This is a genomic window from Sphingomonas sp. HDW15A (genome assembly GCF_011301715.1).
Classification (GTDB): domain Bacteria; phylum Pseudomonadota; class Alphaproteobacteria; order Sphingomonadales; family Sphingomonadaceae; genus Sphingomicrobium.
Genome location: NZ_CP049870.1, coordinates 1,656,229 through 1,672,164 on the forward strand (window position 1 = coordinate 1,656,229; position 15,936 = coordinate 1,672,164).

At 63.3% G+C, this 15,936-nt stretch carries 25 protein-coding genes and 1 tRNA gene; 8 read left to right on the forward strand and 18 right to left on the reverse strand.

The features are described 5' to 3' along the window. Position 1 precedes the first annotated feature (1 nt). Positions 2 to 1,129, forward strand: a complete 1,128-nt coding sequence (locus G7076_RS08645) for an acyl-CoA dehydrogenase family protein (protein ID WP_166203525.1) — start codon at positions 2 to 4, stop codon at positions 1,127 to 1,129. On the opposite strand, the gene G7076_RS08650 is transcribed toward G7076_RS08645, so the two are convergent. Both G7076_RS08650 and G7076_RS08655 read right to left on the reverse strand, forming a co-directional pair. After that, positions 1,126 to 1,503: a PaaI family thioesterase gene (locus G7076_RS08650; protein WP_166202058.1), complete on the reverse strand. Its 378-nt coding sequence runs from the start codon at positions 1,501 to 1,503 to the stop codon at positions 1,126 to 1,128. The two genes, G7076_RS08645 and G7076_RS08650, sit on opposite strands and share 4 nt — an antisense overlap. A 31-nt stretch (positions 1,504 to 1,534) precedes the next feature. Continuing rightward, on the reverse strand, positions 1,535 to 1,687 hold the full coding sequence (locus G7076_RS08655) for a hypothetical protein (protein ID WP_166202060.1): 153 nt from the start codon (positions 1,685 to 1,687) through the stop codon (positions 1,535 to 1,537). Between the two features lie 158 nt (positions 1,688 to 1,845). Between G7076_RS08655 and purS the strand changes: the two genes are divergently transcribed. Both purS and purQ read left to right on the forward strand, forming a co-directional pair. After that, entirely contained in the window at positions 1,846 to 2,079 is a 234-nt protein-coding gene (purS, locus tag G7076_RS08660; RefSeq protein WP_166202062.1) for a phosphoribosylformylglycinamidine synthase subunit PurS, read from the forward strand. Further along, a complete protein-coding gene (purQ, locus tag G7076_RS08665; protein WP_166202064.1) occupies positions 2,076 to 2,741 on the forward strand; it encodes a phosphoribosylformylglycinamidine synthase subunit PurQ in 666 nt (221 codons plus the stop codon). Before purS ends, purQ begins: the two co-directional genes overlap by 4 nt. Here the strand turns inward: purQ and G7076_RS08670 are convergent. Then, a complete protein-coding gene (locus tag G7076_RS08670; protein ID WP_166202065.1) occupies positions 2,738 to 2,953 on the reverse strand; it encodes a hypothetical protein in 216 nt (71 codons plus the stop codon). The genes purQ and G7076_RS08670 overlap by 4 nt on opposite strands. A 107-nt stretch (positions 2,954 to 3,060) precedes the next feature. On the opposite strand from G7076_RS08670, the gene G7076_RS08675 reads away from it, so the two are divergent. From G7076_RS08675 to G7076_RS08685, 3 genes are all read left to right on the forward strand, one after another. Next, positions 3,061 to 3,137 (forward strand) — tRNA-Arg (locus G7076_RS08675). 122 nt (positions 3,138 to 3,259) lie between these two features. Then, a complete protein-coding gene (locus G7076_RS08680; RefSeq protein ID WP_166202067.1) occupies positions 3,260 to 3,655 on the forward strand; it encodes a cupredoxin domain-containing protein in 396 nt (131 codons plus the stop codon). Between the two features lie 83 nt (positions 3,656 to 3,738). Next, a complete protein-coding gene (locus G7076_RS08685) occupies positions 3,739 to 3,981 on the forward strand; it encodes a hypothetical protein (protein WP_166199298.1) in 243 nt (80 codons plus the stop codon). On the opposite strand, the gene G7076_RS08690 is transcribed toward G7076_RS08685, so the two are convergent. Both G7076_RS08690 and G7076_RS08695 read right to left on the reverse strand, forming a co-directional pair. Further along, positions 3,971 to 4,477, reverse strand: a complete 507-nt coding sequence (locus G7076_RS08690) for an isoprenylcysteine carboxylmethyltransferase family protein (protein ID WP_166202069.1) — start codon at positions 4,475 to 4,477, stop codon at positions 3,971 to 3,973. The genes G7076_RS08685 and G7076_RS08690 overlap by 11 nt on opposite strands. Beyond that, positions 4,474 to 5,523, reverse strand: coding sequence for a type III polyketide synthase (locus tag G7076_RS08695; RefSeq protein WP_166202071.1), 1,050 nt, complete (start codon positions 5,521 to 5,523; stop codon positions 4,474 to 4,476). Before G7076_RS08695 ends, G7076_RS08690 begins: the two co-directional genes overlap by 4 nt. Positions 5,524 to 5,722: 199 nt before the next feature. Between G7076_RS08695 and G7076_RS08700 the strand changes: the two genes are divergently transcribed. Beyond that, on the forward strand, positions 5,723 to 7,234 hold the full coding sequence (locus G7076_RS08700; protein WP_166203527.1) for a DHA2 family efflux MFS transporter permease subunit: 1,512 nt from the start codon (positions 5,723 to 5,725) through the stop codon (positions 7,232 to 7,234). Here the strand turns inward: G7076_RS08700 and G7076_RS08705 are convergent. Then, complete coding sequence (locus G7076_RS08705) at positions 7,231 to 8,649, reverse strand: FAD-binding oxidoreductase (RefSeq protein ID WP_166202073.1); 1,419 nt, start codon at positions 8,647 to 8,649, stop codon at positions 7,231 to 7,233. The two genes, G7076_RS08700 and G7076_RS08705, sit on opposite strands and share 4 nt — an antisense overlap. Positions 8,650 to 8,701: 52 nt before the next feature. On the opposite strand from G7076_RS08705, the gene G7076_RS08710 reads away from it, so the two are divergent. Further along, a complete protein-coding gene (locus G7076_RS08710) occupies positions 8,702 to 9,196 on the forward strand; it encodes a dihydrofolate reductase (protein WP_166202075.1) in 495 nt (164 codons plus the stop codon). Here G7076_RS08710 and G7076_RS08715 read toward each other — a convergent pair. The 12 genes from G7076_RS08715 to rplX all read right to left on the reverse strand — a co-directional run bounded on the left by G7076_RS08715 (position 9,193) and on the right by rplX (position 15,934). After that, complete coding sequence (locus tag G7076_RS08715; RefSeq protein ID WP_240913763.1) at positions 9,193 to 9,717, reverse strand: ATPase; 525 nt, start codon at positions 9,715 to 9,717, stop codon at positions 9,193 to 9,195. The two genes, G7076_RS08710 and G7076_RS08715, sit on opposite strands and share 4 nt — an antisense overlap. Positions 9,718 to 9,761: 44 nt before the next feature. Further along, positions 9,762 to 10,406 carry an adenylate kinase gene (locus G7076_RS08720; protein ID WP_166202079.1) on the reverse strand — a complete coding sequence of 215 codons (645 nt, stop codon included), beginning with the start codon at positions 10,404 to 10,406 and terminating at the stop codon, positions 9,762 to 9,764. A 26-nt stretch (positions 10,407 to 10,432) separates the two neighbouring features. Beyond that, positions 10,433 to 11,794: a preprotein translocase subunit SecY gene (gene secY, locus G7076_RS08725; protein WP_166202081.1), complete on the reverse strand. Its 1,362-nt coding sequence runs from the start codon at positions 11,792 to 11,794 to the stop codon at positions 10,433 to 10,435. Positions 11,795 to 11,898: 104 nt separating this feature from the next. Continuing rightward, a complete protein-coding gene (gene rplO, locus G7076_RS08730) occupies positions 11,899 to 12,417 on the reverse strand; it encodes a 50S ribosomal protein L15 (protein WP_166202082.1) in 519 nt (172 codons plus the stop codon). A gap of 70 nt (positions 12,418 to 12,487) precedes the next feature. Then, complete coding sequence (gene rpmD, locus G7076_RS08735) at positions 12,488 to 12,664, reverse strand: 50S ribosomal protein L30 (protein ID WP_166202084.1); 177 nt, start codon at positions 12,662 to 12,664, stop codon at positions 12,488 to 12,490. A 6-nt stretch (positions 12,665 to 12,670) separates the two neighbouring features. Then, positions 12,671 to 13,417, reverse strand: coding sequence for a 30S ribosomal protein S5 (rpsE, locus tag G7076_RS08740; protein WP_166202085.1), 747 nt, complete (start codon positions 13,415 to 13,417; stop codon positions 12,671 to 12,673). Continuing rightward, positions 13,418 to 13,771 (reverse strand): 50S ribosomal protein L18, encoded by a 354-nt coding sequence (rplR, locus tag G7076_RS08745; RefSeq protein ID WP_166202087.1) that lies wholly within the window; start codon positions 13,769 to 13,771, stop codon positions 13,418 to 13,420. It lies immediately after the preceding gene. Positions 13,772 to 13,774: 3 nt separating this feature from the next. Continuing rightward, positions 13,775 to 14,308, reverse strand: coding sequence for a 50S ribosomal protein L6 (gene rplF, locus G7076_RS08750; RefSeq protein ID WP_166202088.1), 534 nt, complete (start codon positions 14,306 to 14,308; stop codon positions 13,775 to 13,777). Beyond that, positions 14,308 to 14,703, reverse strand: a complete 396-nt coding sequence (gene rpsH / locus G7076_RS08755; RefSeq protein ID WP_166202090.1) for a 30S ribosomal protein S8 — start codon at positions 14,701 to 14,703, stop codon at positions 14,308 to 14,310. Before rpsH ends, rplF begins: the two co-directional genes overlap by 1 nt. A gap of 11 nt (positions 14,704 to 14,714) precedes the next feature. Further along, complete coding sequence (gene rpsN, locus G7076_RS08760) at positions 14,715 to 15,020, reverse strand: 30S ribosomal protein S14 (RefSeq protein ID WP_166202092.1); 306 nt, start codon at positions 15,018 to 15,020, stop codon at positions 14,715 to 14,717. Positions 15,021 to 15,042: 22 nt separating this feature from the next. Further along, a complete protein-coding gene (rplE, locus tag G7076_RS08765; RefSeq protein ID WP_166202093.1) occupies positions 15,043 to 15,621 on the reverse strand; it encodes a 50S ribosomal protein L5 in 579 nt (192 codons plus the stop codon). After that, the gene (gene rplX / locus G7076_RS08770; protein ID WP_166202095.1) at positions 15,614 to 15,934 is read right to left on the reverse strand and encodes a 50S ribosomal protein L24; all 321 of its coding nucleotides are present in this window, start codon (positions 15,932 to 15,934) and stop codon (positions 15,614 to 15,616) included. Before rplX ends, rplE begins: the two co-directional genes overlap by 8 nt. Positions 15,935 to 15,936: the final 2 nt, after the last annotated feature.

Sequence of the window (15,936 nt, forward strand, 5' to 3'; positions counted from 1 at the left end):
GATGACGCTTAACGACGACCAGCGCATGCTCGCCGACACCGTCGCGCCGTTCATGGCCGAGGAAGGCACGATTTCGAAGCAGCTTCGCCACTGGCGCGACACCGGCTGCACCGACGGCTTCGGTACTGCCCTGTGGAAACAGTTCGCGGAGCTGGGCCTCACCGGCATCCTCATCCCCGAGGCACAGGGCGGCGCGGGACTAGGCCAGGTCGAGGCCAATGTCGTTCTCGAGGAGATCGGCCGCAACCTGACGCCCTCCCCGTTCCTGACGACTGCGGTCGCGGCCGTGCGCGCGCTCGAAGGCTCCGCGCAGGCCGAGCGCTGGTTCCCCGGCATCGTCGCGGGCGAGACGGTCGCGGCGCTGGCGATCGACGAGGGCAAGCGCCACGATCCGGCCGCCACAACCCTTGAAGCGAAGCGACAGGGCAATGGCTTCGTCCTCAATGGCGCCAAGCAGTTCGTCGTTCACGGCAACAGCGCGGACGTGATTCTGGTCGCCGCGCGCACCGCTGGCGCTCCGGGCGAAACGGAAGGCCTCACGCTCTTCGCCGTCGAGAAAAGTTCGAGCGGCCTGGCGCTTGAAAATCTCACCATGGCGGACAGCAGCAAGGCGGCTCGGCTGACGCTTGACGATGTGGCGGTCGATTCCGATGCGGTGATCGGTGAGGTCGACGGCGGCTGGGCGCCGCTCACCCGCGCCCTGAACGCCGGCCGCACCGGTGCCGCGGCCGAGCTTACCGGGGTCGCTGCCGGAGCAACCGCGATGACGGTCGATTACCTGAAGCAGCGCAAGCAGTTCGGGCGGCTGATCGGCGAGTTCCAGGCGCTCCAGCACCGTGCCGCCCACCTCTATGGCGAAATCGAAATTGCCCGCGCCGCCGCGCTCAAGGCCGCGCAACTGCTCGATTGCGGTGACGACAAGGCCGCGCTTCTCGTCGCCGTCGCCAAGGCCAAGGCCGGCAAAGTCGCGCGTCTCGCCGTCCAGGAGGGCGTGCAGATGCATGGCGGCATCGGCATGACCGACGAGCATGACATCGGCCTCTACATGAAGCGGCAGGCTGTGCTGGACGAGTTGTTCGGCGGCCCGCGCTTCCATGCGGGCGAAGTGGCAAGGCTCAGCGGCTACTAAGGCCGCTCAAGCAGGAAGGTGATCCGCGCCGTCGCTACCGGCTTTGCGCGGTCGGTTTGCCACGCAACGGCATCGACATTTGCGATCCGATTGCCGAGCCGCTCGATGACGCCGTCACAATGGGTGTCCCCTCTCGCTGCGCCCGCCCCGCGAAGATAGTCGACCGTGATCGTGACCGGTTTCATGGTGACGCGTTCGTCATCGATCGCCAGCCTAAGCCTTTCGAATGCCGCGAACTCCAGCAATCCAGCGATCGCGCCCCCGTGCAGGTAGCCCGGTCGGCCGATCACATTTTCGTGAAAAGGCATGGTGAAGTGGCCGTGCTCGCCCCGCGCAAGCTGGAGCAATCGGCCGTAGGGAGGAAGGTCGGTCACCGCGCTTCCCTAGCGCGGCAAGATCGGTCGGTCAGCCCCGGGCCTTGTAGCTCGCGACGCAGCCGAGGATGAAGCTGGTGATGAGCGCAAGCTGGACCTTTCCGGTTGGATCGGACCAGCCGAAATAGTTGGAGCCGAAGCCCACCAGCATCACGAACATCGCCAATGATAACGCTGCAGCCATAGGTCCTCCCCACGTGCGAGAAAATCGGAGACGCCGACGCCGATGGACTCGCGCAGACGGACAATCGGCAATGTTGGTTAAGATGGGGTAAAAACTTGCTCCGCCGGGTCCAAGCCGTCATAGGGCCGCCAAATGCCGGAAGCAGGAAAATCGCACCGATGAAAGCACGTGTCTTCGTCACTCTGAAGCCTGGCGTGCTCGACCCGCAGGGCAAGGCCATTCACCATGCGCTGGAAGGACTCGGCTTCGACGGAGTCAACGACGTTCGGGCCGGCAAACTGATTGAACTCGACCTTGCCGAAGGAACCAGCGACGAGGCGATTGCGGACATGTGCCGCAAACTGCTGGCCAACACGGTCATCGAGAATTTCAAGATCGAGCGGGCGGCATGAACAGCGCGGTCATCGTCTTTCCCGGTTCCAACTGCGACCGCGACCTGGCGACGGCGATCAAGATGGTAACTGGCAAGGCGCCGGCGATGGTCTGGCACCGCGAGACCGAGCTTCCCGCCGGAACCGACTTCGTCGCCGTGCCCGGCGGCTTTTCCTACGGGGATTACCTTCGTTCCGGCGCAATGGCCGCGAGAAGCCCGATCATGCGGGCTGTTGCCGACTCGGCCGGCAGGGAGGTGCCGGTGCTTGGCATTTGCAACGGCTTCCAGGTCCTGACGGAGGCGGGCCTGCTTCCCGGCGCGCTGATGCGCAATGCGGGTCTTCACTTCGTGTGCCGGACTGTCGGGCTGAAGGTCGAAAACAGCCAGTCGCTCTTCACATCGGCCTATCGCTCCAGCGAAGAGATTGCGGTGCCGGTTGCCCATCATGACGGGAATTTCCAGGCGGACGCCGAGACATTGGACCGGCTCGAAGGCGACGGCCGGGTCGCGTTTCGCTACACCGAAGAGGTCAACGGCTCGGCACGAAACATCGCGGGCATCCTCAATGCGCAGGGCAATGTGCTGGGCATGATGCCGCATCCGGAGAGAGTCATTGAGGCTGCGCACGGCGGCACCGACGGGCGCCGCCTGTTCGAAGGGCTGCTGGAAGCTGTTGCCTAGCGCCCGCGCCTGAGGGCGATCGGCTGGCAGCCGATATTGCTCGGCGGCAAGAAGCAGTGGAACGCGCGATCTGGGCCCGGCGCGTCATTGACGACGACCTTGCGCTCCAGCGTCATCGGGTTGGTGTAAACGATCACCGTATCCGCCTGGGCCATACTCGGCCACGCAGCCGCGGAAACGGCAAACGCCAAGCTTCGAGCGATCCATTTCATCAGCAGGCCCCTTTAATTAACGGCAAGTTTCCGCCTTTTCGGGTGAATTGTCCATGAATGAAAAGCTTTTGGCGGCTCCCTCCATTGTCGCTAGGAGAGGCCCGCGCGCGCCCGTAGCTCAGTTGGATAGAGCACGTGCCTTCTAAGCATGAGGTCGCTGGTTCGAATCCAGCCGGGCGCGCCAATTCTTGCGCAAGGCGTTTCGACCTACCATGGGTATTCTCGTCGTGGCGTTGTTAAGGGCTTTGAACGAGCCTATGATCTGGAGCGTCAGTTAGGAGTACCGACAAGAAATAGGAGGCCCAGATGCGTTTGCCCCTGCTCCTAGTTTCCGCGCTGCTCTTCGCAGTTCCTCTGGGCGCCCAGCCGGTCGACTGGTCGAACGCCAAGGTGGTGGACGTCGAACTATCGAACTACGCGTTCTCGCCGACCACTCTCACCCTTCAGCACGGCGTTCCCTACAGGCTTCATATCGTCAACAAAGCTGGGGGCAGCCACAACTTCCTGGCCAGGACCTTCTTCGCGCAGGCGACGCTCGACCCTTCAAGCAGCGCGGTCGTCAAAAAGGGCGGGGTTGAGCTTGGCGGCGGGGAAAGCGCGGACGTACGCCTGATTGCACCGCAACCCGGCACGTTCGACGTTCACTGTTCGCATTTCATGCATTCCTCCTTCGGCATGAAGGGCACGATCGTCGTTCAGTGAGTCCCGATTATCCAATCCTGACTAGTGGTCGTTATGCCGCCAGGGAGGACATCGCGCCGAGGGCTTTCTTCCGGCCTGGTGTCATGCGCTGCTACCTGACGTTGCTGGCCATCGTCGCCGTGCCTGGCGCGGCCATTGCCGCGAACGATCCTGGCAAGAAGGCTTGTGCGCAAGAAGCGCGGCGCTTGTGTCCAGCCGAAATGAAAACCTTGAGCAGAAAGAAGGTCGAAGCCTGCATGATCGTCAAGATCGAGCAAACGTCGCCCGTTTGCCGATCGACGATGCTAAGGATCAAGGCGGAGCGCGAAGCGATCGTTAAGCGCTGAGGTGGTCGCGCGTCCCGTAAAGGACCCGGTTTTCCGTCCGGATCCTCACGCTCAGCATCGTGGCATTAAGCAGCGTGAAGATCACGGCCACCCACACCAGTCCGAACATCAGCGGCAGCACGGCGATTTCGGCAATGACTACGGCGTAATTGGGGTGCCGCACGAAACGGAACGGTCCGGTTTTCACTAGCGGCGCCTTTGGCATGACGATGATCCGCGTTGTCCAGCGCCTTCCGAGTGTCATGAGCACCCAAACACGAAAAACCTGGAGCACCGCGTAGGTTGCGAGCAGGGGCAAGCTGACCGGGCGACCACCTGCTGTTGCCCACAGAGTCGCCAGCCAAGCGGCGTGCATCGCCACCATAATGGGATAATGGACCGCGCCCGCTTCATAAGCGCCGGCCGCAAGCAACCTTGCCGTGTTCCGCCGGTCGATCGCCAGTTCCGCCAATCGCTGCACCGTCACGAACGCGAGGATGACGTAGGCCCAGTTCATGCCGTGCACCGCAGCGTGAGGAGAGACGCCGTGAACCCCGGTCCGAGTGCGTTGAGCGCCGACGACCCGGGCAATTCCGCGGCGCGGCAACGCTCCAGCACGAACAGGACCGTCGGAGCCGACATGTTGCCATGATCGCGCAAGACCTCACGCTCATGGTCCAGAGCCCCCGGTGCGAGGGCCAATGCGTCCTCGATAGCGCTGACCACCTTCGCCCCGCCGGGATGGCAGATGAAACGCTCGATATCGCCAATAACGAGGCCCTGCGTTGCCAGCATTTCGCTCACCGCCTGTCGCATCTCACGCCTCGCGAAACCCGGTATCGCGCGGTTGAGAACGACGCCAAAGCCGGTCGGCTCGGCCTGCCAACCCATGATGTCCAGCGTGTCATTCCACGTCTTCTCGGCGCTTCCTTCGATCTTCGCAAAGCCGCCCTCGCCGCTGCGCACGATGCACGCGGCCGCACCGTCGCCGAACAAGGCGGTTGACACGAGATCGGACTTGTCTGCGTTCGCGGTGCGAAGAGCGAGGCTGCACAATTCGACCGTCACGAAAAGGACCGTCCTCCCCGGCGCTGCCCCGGCAATTTTGCTTGCGAGAGCGAGCCCAGTCACCCCTCCGGCGCAGCCCAGCCCGAATATCGGCACGCGAGCCACGTCCGTGCGAAACGGCAGTCGTGCCATCGCTCGGGCTTCTAGGCTCGGCGTAGCGATGCCGGTCGAGGAGACGGTGACGATGGCATCGATGTCTTCCGCCCGAAGCTTCGCTTCGTCGAGCGCTCTCGCCGCGACTTCGACGAACAAGTCCAGGGCGACATCGAGATAGACGTCCGTTCGCTCCTGAAAGCTGCGTTCGACAAAGTACCATTCGGCCGGCATCGCGATCTGCCGGTTCTCGATCCCGGCATTGGCATAAACAGCGGCGAGCCGGTCGAAGTCTTGGAATTTGTTCCCGATCAGCTCGCGGGCCGCCGCCAGCGCGTCGCTCTGGGAAAGCACGTTGCGTGGCGTTCCGGTCGCAAGAGAAAGGATGGAAACCGATTTCATTGCAGCATCCGTCCTTATAGACAGGTGGACCGGAGAAAACGGTTCAGTGTTCCAACGAAACCCAATTCCCGACGTTCCCATTGTTAGCCGTGCCGAGCGTTGAAGGACATTCGAAACGCAGTTGCCGACATCGACCGAAGCGCCCGACGGGGGCCAATCGCCTGCCTCCGGGGCGCGCGAGTGGTTCGGATTCGTGCTGATGTCGCTCGGCATGTTCATGGCGATCCTGGACATCCAGGTCGTCGCGACGTCTTTGCCCACGATCCAGTCCGCGCTCGGCATATCGGCCGACTGGATGGTGTGGGTGCAAACCGCTTATCTCACCGCCGAGATCGTCGCGATTCCCCTGACCGGTTACCTCACCGCGAGGCTCGGGATGCGCTGGCTGTTCGTCGGCGCGGTCTGCGTCTTCACGCTTGCGTCGCTGGGATGCGCCCTGAGCCAAAGCTTCGAACAACTCATCGCCTGGCGCATCGTGCAGGGCTTCTCCGGGGGAACTTTGATTCCTTCGGTCTTTGCTGCCGTCTTTCTCTTGTTTCCGGAACGCTCCCAGGCATTGGCCACCACCATTGCCGGTGTCGCCGCTGTCCTCGCACCCACCGTCGGGCCCATCGTCGGCGGCTGGATTACGCAGTCCTTCTCCTGGCATTGGCTGTTCATGATCAACATCGTGCCCGGGGTCGTCGTGGGCGCGGGCGTAGCGTTGACGTTGCGGGGGAAAGCCTCGGAAAGGACGCGATCGACCGCGATTGATGTCCCTGCCCTTGCCCTGCTGGCAATGGGACTGACGGCGCTGCAACTGGGTCTGAAGGATGCGCCGTCTCTTGGCTGGGACGCGCCGCGCGTGCTCGGACTGCTTGGACTATTCGCGGCATGCGGGGCCGCGTTCGTCTGGCGGACGCTGGCGTCGCGAGCGCCGCTTGTGGAACTCCGCTGTTTCTCCGACAGGAATTTCGCGATTGGTTGTGTTTTCAGCTTCGTGCTGGGATTCGGGCTGTTCGGATCGACCTACCTGATGCCGTTCTTCCTCGGCCTCGTCAGGGAACATGGGCCATTGCGCATCGGTGAGATCATGCTGGTGACGGGCATAACGCAACTACTTACCGCACCCATTGCCGTCTATCTCGAGCGCCGCCTCGATCCCAGATTGCTCACGGCATTCGGCTTCTCTCTCTTTGCGGTCGGCCTTCTGATGAGCGGCGAACAGACTGCAGCCACCGACTTCTGGGGGATGTTTGCGCCCCAGATAGTGCGTGGAGCGGCCATCATGTTCTGTATTTTGCCGCCGACGCGAATGGCATTGGGGCGCTTGCCGCCTCATCTGGTGGTGCATGGCAGCGGGCTGTTCAACCTGATGCGCAATTTGGGCGGCGCGATTGGGCTCGCCTTGATCGACACCACGATTTTCAGCCGTGCCGCGACCGAAGGGAACGAGATCGTCGACAAACTTCGCTCCGGCGACCTCGCTACCGCGCTCGCGATAGGCATTCCGCGTGATGCCTTTCTGGAACAGCGCGGCCAGCCGCTCGACGAATTCGCGCTCGAGATGATTCGGCCCTTGGTCGAGAAGGCAGGGTTGGTTTCGGCGATCAATTCGGCGTGGCTTCTGTGCGGTATCCTTACGATGCTGGCGGTGACCTTGATTGTCTTCGTAAGGCGCGTGTCGCCTGCCGCAAAAGCCGCGAACGCCGCGGTTGCGGCAGATCGCTAGACCAGCTTCCCCGGGTTCATCAGGCCTTTCGGATCAAGTCCGGCCTTGATCGCTTTCAACGCTGAGACCCGGTCCGGCGAAAGACGGGCGAGCTCGTCGCGCTTCATCTGACCGATGCCATGCTCGGCGCTAATCGATCCGCCCGCCGCCGTGACCAGGTCGTGCACCATCCGGCTGACCGCTTCCCCTTCGCGCTCCAGCCAGTCCTCGCCTCCGCGCCCCATCGCGCGGACGTGGAAATGGATGTTGCCGTCACCGAGATGGCCGAAGCCGCTTGCGCTGGCCCCGGGAAAGGCGTGCTCCAGCTTCGCCGACGCCTTTTCCAGGAAGCGCGGCATGGCTTCGACCGGAACGCTGATGTCGTGCTGGGTCGCCGGGCCGAAAGCCTTCTTCTCCGACTCTGACAGGCCGTCGCGAATTCGCCAGAAGCTTTCCGCTTGTGCTTCGTTTGCTGAAAGGACCGCGTCGCCGATCATTCCTCGCTCGATCATTGGCGCGAGCAGCCGAGCGAGCAGCGTGTCCGGCGCTTCGTCCTGCGCCGAGCTAGCCGTCGCCTCAACCAGCGCGTGCCATCCGTGCGCGCTTTCCAGTGGCGGCCGGGCACCGGACAGATGCTGCAGCGCCGCCTGCAAGGACTCGTCCGGCAATATCTCGAAGCCCTCGATCCGGTCCGTCGCGCGCTCAAGCTCCCTGAGAACGTTCAGCGCCGTCTGCGGATTGTCGAGGCCGAGCCAGGCGACCGAGCGGGAATGGATCGCGGGAACGAGCTTGAGTCGCGCCGCGGTCACGACGCCAAGCGTGCCCTCCGCTCCAATGAGCAACTGATCGAGACTGGGGCCGCGATTGTCTTTCTTGAGGCCGGCCAGGCCGTTATGGATCATTCCATTGGGAAGCACTGCCTCGATCCCGTCGACCAGTCCGCGCATCGGCCCGAAGCGAAGCACCTGCGTACCGCCGGCATTGGTCGAAACAAGGCCGCCGATCGTCGCCGAACCTTTCGCGCCGAGCGTCAGCGGGAACCGCATCCCTTCGTCCGCCAACGCGTCATGCAATGTCTGAAGGATAACTCCCGCCTCGACGACGCAGCGCCGGGCCTCGCGGTCGATGCTCCGGAACCGGTTCATTCGCCGCAGCGACAGGATCAGCGCCGATCCGTCGGCGGGAGGTGTCGCACCGCCGACCATCGACGTGTTTCCGCCTTGAGGCACCAAAGGCACGTTCAGCTCATTTCCCAGCCGAACCGCCATTGCCACACCTTCTGTCGAGTCCGGCTGCAGGATTGCCGCGCTCGAGCCGGTCCAGCGGCCGCGCCAGTCGGTCAGCCACGGTTCGACATCCGCCGGGTCGGTTAGCGCCACCCGCTGGCCGAAGCGGGACCGGAAGCTATCGATCAATTGCTGTTGTGCAGGGGTCATTATCCCTTCCCTACGCTTGCCGGGCGACAGCGGACAAGCGTAAGGCGGACGAATGGCCAGCCGCTCGCCGATCACCATCGTCCTTGCTCGCGCCATGAACGGCGTGATCGGCAAGGATGGCACCCTTCCCTGGCACATCCCGGCCGACTTGAGGCGCTTCAAGGCGCTGACAATGGGCAGCGCGATGATCATGGGTCGCAAGACCTTCGACAGCCTGCCCGGCGTTCTTCCGGGCCGCCAGCATATCGTTCTCACCCGCGACCCCGAATGGCGCCACGACGGGGTCGATGTCGTTCACACCCTCGAAGATTCGATCGCTGCCGCTGGCGGCACGCCGATATCCGTAATCGGCGGCGCCGCGGTATTCGAACTCTTCGAGCCGATCGCCGACCGGATCGAGTTGACCGAAGTGCTCGCCGAAGTGGACGGCGACGTCAGCATGCCCGACCTGCGCTCCAGTGAGCGTTGGCGGGAAGTCGCGTCGGAAGATCACGCGCCAAGCGGCGAAACGCCCGCATTTCGCTACACGACGCTAGTTCGGGCTTAGCCCGGCTTCCGCTGAACGACGTATTCGCGGTAGTGGCGGAGCTGCTCCCCAAGCACTTTGTCAACGGCTGGAGCCAGCTCTGCGGCATTGCCGTTGGCGAAGCCGGCAGCACGATAATCCAGGGTCACCTTGGAGCCGCCCGCGATCCGCTCAACTTTGAAGTCCATGACCCCGCTGACGCCCTCGAATAGCAACGGGCCAAGGGCGCCGGTCATGACGACGCGCTCGCCTGGCTGGACCAGGGTGACGCGCATGTGCTCGATCCCGCCGCCCTTCTCCAGTCTTTCGCAAAAGCATCCGCCGGCCTTTAGGGACAGGCTAAGGTTCGCGCTGTCGCCGGAGTAGGTGTGGTCTTTGTTCCACCAGCGGGGAAGCTCGCCCAGCGCCGCGTAGGCCTGATCGGGGGGAATGACCAAATTGACGCTGTGCTTGATCGCAAAGCTGTTGGGCCCGCTTTGCACCACCGCGGCGCTTGCGGGCGCCGATGCCAACGCCGCAATCCCGATCGCCCACTGTCGCATGGCCGCCCCCATCGTTGATACCGGTGATAATGCCGGTGCGGGCCCTAGCTGTCGAGGATTGCGTCGATTGCCGCAGCGACTTCGCCGACGCTTCCCATGCCGTCCACGCCATGGAGGATCCCACGCTCGCGATAGAAGGGCAGGATCGGCTGCGTCTTCGCGCGGTATTCCGCCAAGCGTGTGCGCACGGTCAGCTCATTGTCGTCGTCGCGGCGCTTGAAGTCATGGCCGCCGCAAACGTCGCAAGTGTCGTCGACTTTCGGAAGCTTGAAGCGATCGTGATAGGGGGCCCCGCAGCTCGCGCACGAGAAGCGGCCGGTAATCCGGTCCACCAGCGCCTCCTCATTCACTTCCAGCTCGATGACATAACTGAGCTTCCGGCCTCGCTCGGCGAGCAGCAAGTCGAGCGCTTCCGCCTGCGCGAGGGTACGGGGAAAGCCGTCGAAGATCGCCCCGCGATTCTCGATCCGATCGAGGTTTTCACCAATCAGCGCACAGACGATGGCATCGCTGACCAGCTCGCCGGCATCCATTACCACCTTGGCCTGAAGGCCGATCGGCGACCCCTCTCTGACCGCGGCACGAAGCATGTCACCGGTGGAAAGCTGCACCATCCCCCGATTGGTCACCAGCCGCTCGGCCTGGGTTCCCTTCCCCGCCCCTGGCGGACCTAGCAGGATGATGTCCATTACGCCCCCACCGATAGGTGTGCCGGTCAGCGCCGGCGCCCACCCTTCAACTTCGCCTTCTTGATCAGGTCACCATATTGGTGCGCAATCAAGTGGCTTTGGATCTGGCTGACCGTATCCATCGTCACGTTGACCACGATCAGCAGGCTGGTGCCGCCAAGGGCGAACGCAAGACCCATCTGAGAGGCTAGGATTTCCGGTATGAGACAGATGACGACGAGATAGGCGGCGCCAATCACCGTCAGGCGGCTGATCAGATAGTCGAAATAATTCTCGGTCGCCTTGCCGGGACGAATCCCCGGAATGAAGCCGCCGTGACGCTTGAGGCCGTCGGCCGTCTCTTCCGAATTGAACTGCACTGCCGAATAGAAGAAGCAGAAAAAGGCGATGCCCGCGGCATAGAGGCCGAGATAGAGCGGCGCCCCGTGCTGGAGCAGAGTGCTGACCGTAATGAGCCAGTCGCTGGCATTCGGATCGTTCTGTGCACCCGTCATCTGAATGACCGTAAGCGGCATCAAAAGCAGCGACGATGCGAAGATCGGCGGAATGACGCCCGCGATATTGATTTTCATCGGCAGGTGGCTGCGTTCCTGCTGAACCATCCCGCGGGCCGTCTGGCGCTTGGGATACTGGATCAGGACGCGACGCTGAGCGCGCTCGACGAAACAGATGAACAGCACGAGCGCGATCACCAGCAGGACAATGCCGAAGACCATGACTGGGTCCATGGCGCCGGTGCGGCCACCTTCGAGCAGCTGGGCAATGGCGCGCGGAAGGCCCGCGACGATACCCGCCATGATGATCAGCGAGACGCCGTTGCCGATCCCGCGGCTGGTGATCTGCTCGCCGATCCACATCAGGAACAGCGTTCCGCCGACAAGGCTGATCGTCGCGGTTACCCGGAACAGCATGCCGGGGTCGACCACAGCGCTGATGGCGTTGTTGGCGCCCAGCCCCTCGAGGCCGATGGCAATGAAATAACCCTGGACCGTCGTCAGGAGGACGGTGAGGTAGCGGGTGTACTGATTGAGTTTTTTGCGCCCGGTCTCACCCTCTTTCTTGAGGGCCTGCCACGGCGGATACAGTGACGCCATCAGCTGGACGACGATCGACGCCGTAATGTACGGCATGACGCCCAGAGCGATGATTGACGCACGTTCAAGCGCGCCACCTGAGAAAGTGTTGAACACGCCCAGAATGCCGCCCGCCTGGGTGGCATAGAGCTGCTGCATCGCCACCGGATCGATGCCCGGGATGGGAACGAACGACAACAGCCGGAATAGGACAAGGGCGCCCAGCGTGAACCACAGGCGCTTCTTCAGTTCGGTGGCCTTCGAAAAGCTCGAAAGCGAGATGTTGGAGGCCAGTTGCTCGGCTGCGGATGCCATGGATGATCCCGTAAAATACGAAAGGGCGGCGAAGGGCGTGATGCCCCCGCCGCCCGATATAGTGTGTCAGGGCCGCTTGCGAAGCCCCGTCAAGCGACGAAGGCTTACTTGGCGGCCTTCTTAGCCGTGCCCTTCTTCGCCGCGGCCAGCGCCGCAGGGTCCTTGCGCTCGACGATCTCGACCTTGCCACCGGCCTTTTCGACCGCGGCAAGCGCGCCCTTGGACGCGCCGGCGACCTTGAAGCTGACCTTGGCGGTGAACTCGCCCTTGCCGAGCAGGCGGACACCGTCCTTGCCGCCGCGAGCCAGGCCGGCGGCCTTCAGCGCGGCATGATCGAGCGTGCCCTTGGCATCGAGCTTTTTGGCATCGATCGCCTTCTGGACGGAACCCAGATTCACCTCGGCATAGTCCTTGGCGAAGATGTTGTTGAAGCCGCGCTTCGGAAGCCGCATGTGAAGGGGCATCTGACCGCCTTCGAAGCCCTTGATCGAGACGCCGGAGCGGCTCTTCTGGCCCTTCTGGCCGCGACCGCCGGTCTTGCCGAGACCCGAGCCGATCCCGCGTCCGACACGGACCCGGCCCTTGCGGGCGCCTTCGTTGTCGCGGATTTCATTCAATTTCATGATGTGCACTCGCTTTCGCTTTTGTCGCGCATGAAACCGCCGGGAGTGCCGGCGGCTTCGATACCGTTGCTTAGTCCTCGACCTTGACCAGGTGCTGGACCTTCTTGACCTGACCCAGCACTTCCGGGGTCGCTTCGACCTCGATCGTGCGGTTCATCTTGTTGAGGCCGAGACCGACCAGCGTCGCGCGCTGGGTCTTGTCGCGGCGGATCGGCGAACCGGTCTGCGTAATCTTGATCTTGGCCATCTTCGATTACTCCGTCACCGCTTCGGCGGTGGCTTCGGCCTCGCCCTTGTCCATCCCGCCACGGCCGAGAAGGTCGGCGACCTTCTTGCCACGGCGCTGAGCGACGATACGCGGGCTCGACTGATCCTTGAGCGCCTCGAAAGTGGCGCGGATCATGTTGTAGGGGTTGGAAGTGCCGACCGACTTGGTCACCACGTCGGCGACTCCGAGGCTTTCGAACACGGCGCGCATCGGACCGCCGGCGATGATTCCGGTACCCGACGGGGCCGAGCGAACGGTAACCTTGCCGGCGCCAAAATGGCCCTTGCCGTCATGGTGAAGTGTACGGCCATCACGAAGCGGAACACGGACCATTGCCTTCTTGGCAGCGGCGGTCGCCTTCGAGATGGCTTCCGGGACTTCCCGAGCCTTGCCGTGACCGAAACCGGCGCGGCCCTTGCCGTCGCCGACGACGACGAGCGCTGCGAAACCGAAGCGCTTGCCGCCCTTCACGGTCTTGGAAACGCGGTTGATGTGGACGAGCTTTTCGATCAGCTCCTCGCCATCTTCCTCGCGGTTGCCGCGACGATCGTCACGACGGCCACGTCCGCCACGGCCGCCATCGCGTCCGCCGCCACGGCCACCACGCGGACCGCGCGGGCCACGGCCCTCGACGGCCTGCTGCGGCTGCTCGGCCTGAGCCGGAGCTTCTGCGCCGGTCTCGGCCGGAGTTGCGGTGGTTTCGACCTCTGAGGTCTGGTTCTCGTCAGCCATTTAGAACTCCAATCCGCCTTCGCGGGCGGCATCGGCCAGGGCCTTGACCCGGCCATGGAACAGGAAGCCGCCACGGTCGAACACGACCTTGTCGACGCCGGCCTTCTTGGCCTTGGCGGCAACTGCCTTGCCAACCGCGGCAGCGGCATCGGCCGTGGCGCCGGTCTTGACCTTCAGGTCCTTGTCCAGGGTCGAAGCCGAGGCCAGCGTCTTGCCGGCGGCATCGTCGATGACCTGGGCGTAGATGTGGCGGCCTGAGCGGTGCACCGAAAGACGCGGCTTGCCGGCGGCCCGGGCGCGGAGAGCGCTGCGAACACGACGCCGGCGGCGATCGAAGAGAGAGAGTTTCGCCATGGCTTACTTCTTCTTGCCTTCTTTGCGGAAGATATACTCGCCGCGATACTTGATGCCCTTGCCCTTGTAGGGCTCCGGCTTGCGCCAGCGACGGATTTCGGCCGCAACCTGGCCGACCTTCTGCTTGTCGATGCCAGTGATCTCGACGGTGTTGGCGTCGGGAGTCTTGACATCGACGCCCTCGGGGACGGCGAAATTGACGTCGTGGCTGTAGCCGAGCTGAAGCTTCAGGTTTCTGCCCTGAGCCTGAGCGCGGTAGCCGACGCCGGTGATTTCGAGCACCTTGGTGAAGCCCTCGCTTACACCAGTAACGAGGTTCTGCACCAGCGTGCGCTGCATGCCCCAGAAGGCACGCGCCTGCTTGGTGTCATTGGCCGGCTTCACGAGGATGCCGTCGTCACCGATGTCGTAGGCGATCTCGTCGCGCATCTGCAGGTCGAGAGTCCCCTTCGGGCCCTTGACCGAGAGGATCTGGCCCTCGGTGGTGGCCGTCACGCCCTGGGGCAGCGGCACCGGTCGTTTTCCGATACGGGACATTAGAACACCTCCGCCAGCACTTCGCCGCCGACGTTCTGGTCGCGCGCCTCGGCGTCGCTCAAAACGCCCCGGGGCGTCGAAACGATCGTGATTCCGAGACCGTTGCGGATACGCGGCAGTTCGCGCGAACCCGAATAGACCCGGCGACCCGGCTTCGACACACGAGCCAGGTGCTGAATGGCCGGCTGGCCTTCAAAATACTTGAGTTCGATCCGCAGGCCCTTCTGGCCGGCCAGCTCTTCCTCAGAATAACCGCGAATGTAGCCTTCGCGCTGCAGCACGTCGAGGACGTGCGCACGCAGCTTCGAAGCCGGCGTCAGGATCGAGTCCTTGCGCGCCTGCTGGCCGTTGCGAATACGGGTGAGCATATCACCCAAGGGATCGGTCATCGCCATATCAGATGCCCTTACCAGCTCGACTTGGTGACGCCGGGAATAAGGCCCTTGTTGGCCAGTTCCCGAAGCATGATCCGCGACAAGCGGAACTTGCGATAAAAACCGCGGCTGCGGCCCGTGAGCTCACAGCGGTTGCGGATGCGGGTCGGATTGCCGTTGCGCGGAAGCTCGGCCATCTTCAGGCGTGCGATCAGGCGCTCGGTCTCATCGAGCGACTGGTCGTTTGCCTTTTCCTTCAGACGCGCCAGCTTGGGAGCGGTCTGCTTGACGAGCTTCTTGCGACGCTCGTTCTTGTTCACGGAACTCAGTTTCGCCATGACTTAAGTTCTCCAGGCCGCCTCAGGCGGCTTCTTTCTGTTCGTCCGCCGGGAACGGGAAGTTGAACAAGCGCAGCAGCTCGCGCGCCTCTTCGTCCGTCTTGGCGGTGGTGGTGACGATTATGTCCATGCCCCGGACCTTGTCGATCTGATCGTAGTTGATCTCGGGGAAAACGATCTGTTCCTTGAGGCCCATCGCATAGTTGCCACGGCCGTCGAACGACTTCGGGTTGAGGCCGCGGAAGTCGCGAACGCGCGGAAGAGCGACCGTCACAAGGCGATCGAGAAACTCGAACATGCGGTCGCGGCGCAGGGTAACCTTGCAGCCGATCGGCATGCCTTCGCGCAGCTTGAACTGTGCGATCGACTTCTTGGCCTTCGTGATGACAGGCTTCTGGCCGGCGATCTGCTCCATCTCGGCAGCGGCCGCTTCGACCTTCTTCTTGTCCTGGGTCGCTTCGCCGACGCCCATGTTGATGACGATCTTTTCGAGCTTCGGAACCTCGAAACGGTTCTTGTAGCCGAACTTCTCCGTCATCGCCTTGACGATGCGGTCCTCGTAATCCTGCTTCAGGCGAGGGGTGTAAGCCTTGTCAGCCATTGATCAGTTCCCCGGACTTGACGGCCACGCGGACCTTCTTGCCGTCACGCTCCTCGAAGCGGACGCGGGTCGCCTTGCCGCTCTTCGGGTCGGCAATCGCGACCTTGGAGACGTGCAGCGGCGCTTCGCGGCGCTCCAGCCCGCCCTGCGGGTTGAGCTGGGTCGGCTTGCGATGACGAACGGCGACATTAATGCCCGCGACGACGACCTTGCCGTCCTTGGGCATCGACTTGGTGACTTCGCCGGTCTTGCCCTTGTCCTTGCCGGACAGGACGACGACCGTATCACCCTTGCGGATCTTCTGGGCAGCCATGG

What these genes read in the sequence shown, in the direction of transcription:
- G7076_RS08645 (WP_166203525.1), top strand. Translation starts at nt 2, where the DNA reads ATGACGCTTAACGACGACCAGCGCATGCTCGCCGACACCGTCGCGCCG.
- G7076_RS08655 (WP_166202060.1), bottom strand. Translation starts at nt 1,687, where the DNA reads ATGGCTGCAGCGTTATCATTGGCGATGTTCGTGATGCTGGTGGGCTTC.
- purS (WP_166202062.1), top strand. Translation starts at nt 1,846, where the DNA reads ATGAAAGCACGTGTCTTCGTCACTCTGAAGCCTGGCGTGCTCGACCCG.
- purQ (WP_166202064.1), top strand. Translation starts at nt 2,076, where the DNA reads ATGAACAGCGCGGTCATCGTCTTTCCCGGTTCCAACTGCGACCGCGAC.
- G7076_RS08670 (WP_166202065.1), bottom strand. Translation starts at nt 2,953, where the DNA reads ATGAAATGGATCGCTCGAAGCTTGGCGTTTGCCGTTTCCGCGGCTGCG.
- G7076_RS08680 (WP_166202067.1), top strand. Translation starts at nt 3,260, where the DNA reads ATGCGTTTGCCCCTGCTCCTAGTTTCCGCGCTGCTCTTCGCAGTTCCT.
- G7076_RS08685 (WP_166199298.1), top strand. Translation starts at nt 3,739, where the DNA reads ATGCGCTGCTACCTGACGTTGCTGGCCATCGTCGCCGTGCCTGGCGCG.
- G7076_RS08690 (WP_166202069.1), bottom strand. Translation starts at nt 4,477, where the DNA reads ATGAACTGGGCCTACGTCATCCTCGCGTTCGTGACGGTGCAGCGATTG.
- G7076_RS08695 (WP_166202071.1), bottom strand. Translation starts at nt 5,523, where the DNA reads ATGAAATCGGTTTCCATCCTTTCTCTTGCGACCGGAACGCCACGCAAC.
- G7076_RS08700 (WP_166203527.1), top strand. Translation starts at nt 5,723, where the DNA reads ATGTCGCTCGGCATGTTCATGGCGATCCTGGACATCCAGGTCGTCGCG.
- G7076_RS08705 (WP_166202073.1), bottom strand. Translation starts at nt 8,649, where the DNA reads ATGACCCCTGCACAACAGCAATTGATCGATAGCTTCCGGTCCCGCTTC.
- G7076_RS08710 (WP_166202075.1), top strand. Translation starts at nt 8,702, where the DNA reads ATGGCCAGCCGCTCGCCGATCACCATCGTCCTTGCTCGCGCCATGAAC.
- G7076_RS08715 (WP_240913763.1), bottom strand. Translation starts at nt 9,717, where the DNA reads ATGCGACAGTGGGCGATCGGGATTGCGGCGTTGGCATCGGCGCCCGCA.
- G7076_RS08720 (WP_166202079.1), bottom strand. Translation starts at nt 10,406, where the DNA reads ATGGACATCATCCTGCTAGGTCCGCCAGGGGCGGGGAAGGGAACCCAG.
- secY (WP_166202081.1), bottom strand. Translation starts at nt 11,794, where the DNA reads ATGGCATCCGCAGCCGAGCAACTGGCCTCCAACATCTCGCTTTCGAGC.
- rplO (WP_166202082.1), bottom strand. Translation starts at nt 12,417, where the DNA reads ATGAAATTGAATGAAATCCGCGACAACGAAGGCGCCCGCAAGGGCCGG.
- rpmD (WP_166202084.1), bottom strand. Translation starts at nt 12,664, where the DNA reads ATGGCCAAGATCAAGATTACGCAGACCGGTTCGCCGATCCGCCGCGAC.
- rpsE (WP_166202085.1), bottom strand. Translation starts at nt 13,417, where the DNA reads ATGGCTGACGAGAACCAGACCTCAGAGGTCGAAACCACCGCAACTCCG.
- rplR (WP_166202087.1), bottom strand. Translation starts at nt 13,771, where the DNA reads ATGGCGAAACTCTCTCTCTTCGATCGCCGCCGGCGTCGTGTTCGCAGC.
- rplF (WP_166202088.1), bottom strand. Translation starts at nt 14,308, where the DNA reads ATGTCCCGTATCGGAAAACGACCGGTGCCGCTGCCCCAGGGCGTGACG.
- rpsH (WP_166202090.1), bottom strand. Translation starts at nt 14,703, where the DNA reads ATGGCGATGACCGATCCCTTGGGTGATATGCTCACCCGTATTCGCAAC.
- rpsN (WP_166202092.1), bottom strand. Translation starts at nt 15,020, where the DNA reads ATGGCGAAACTGAGTTCCGTGAACAAGAACGAGCGTCGCAAGAAGCTC.
- rplE (WP_166202093.1), bottom strand. Translation starts at nt 15,621, where the DNA reads ATGGCTGACAAGGCTTACACCCCTCGCCTGAAGCAGGATTACGAGGAC.
- rplX (WP_166202095.1), bottom strand. Translation starts at nt 15,934, where the DNA reads ATGGCTGCCCAGAAGATCCGCAAGGGTGATACGGTCGTCGTCCTGTCC.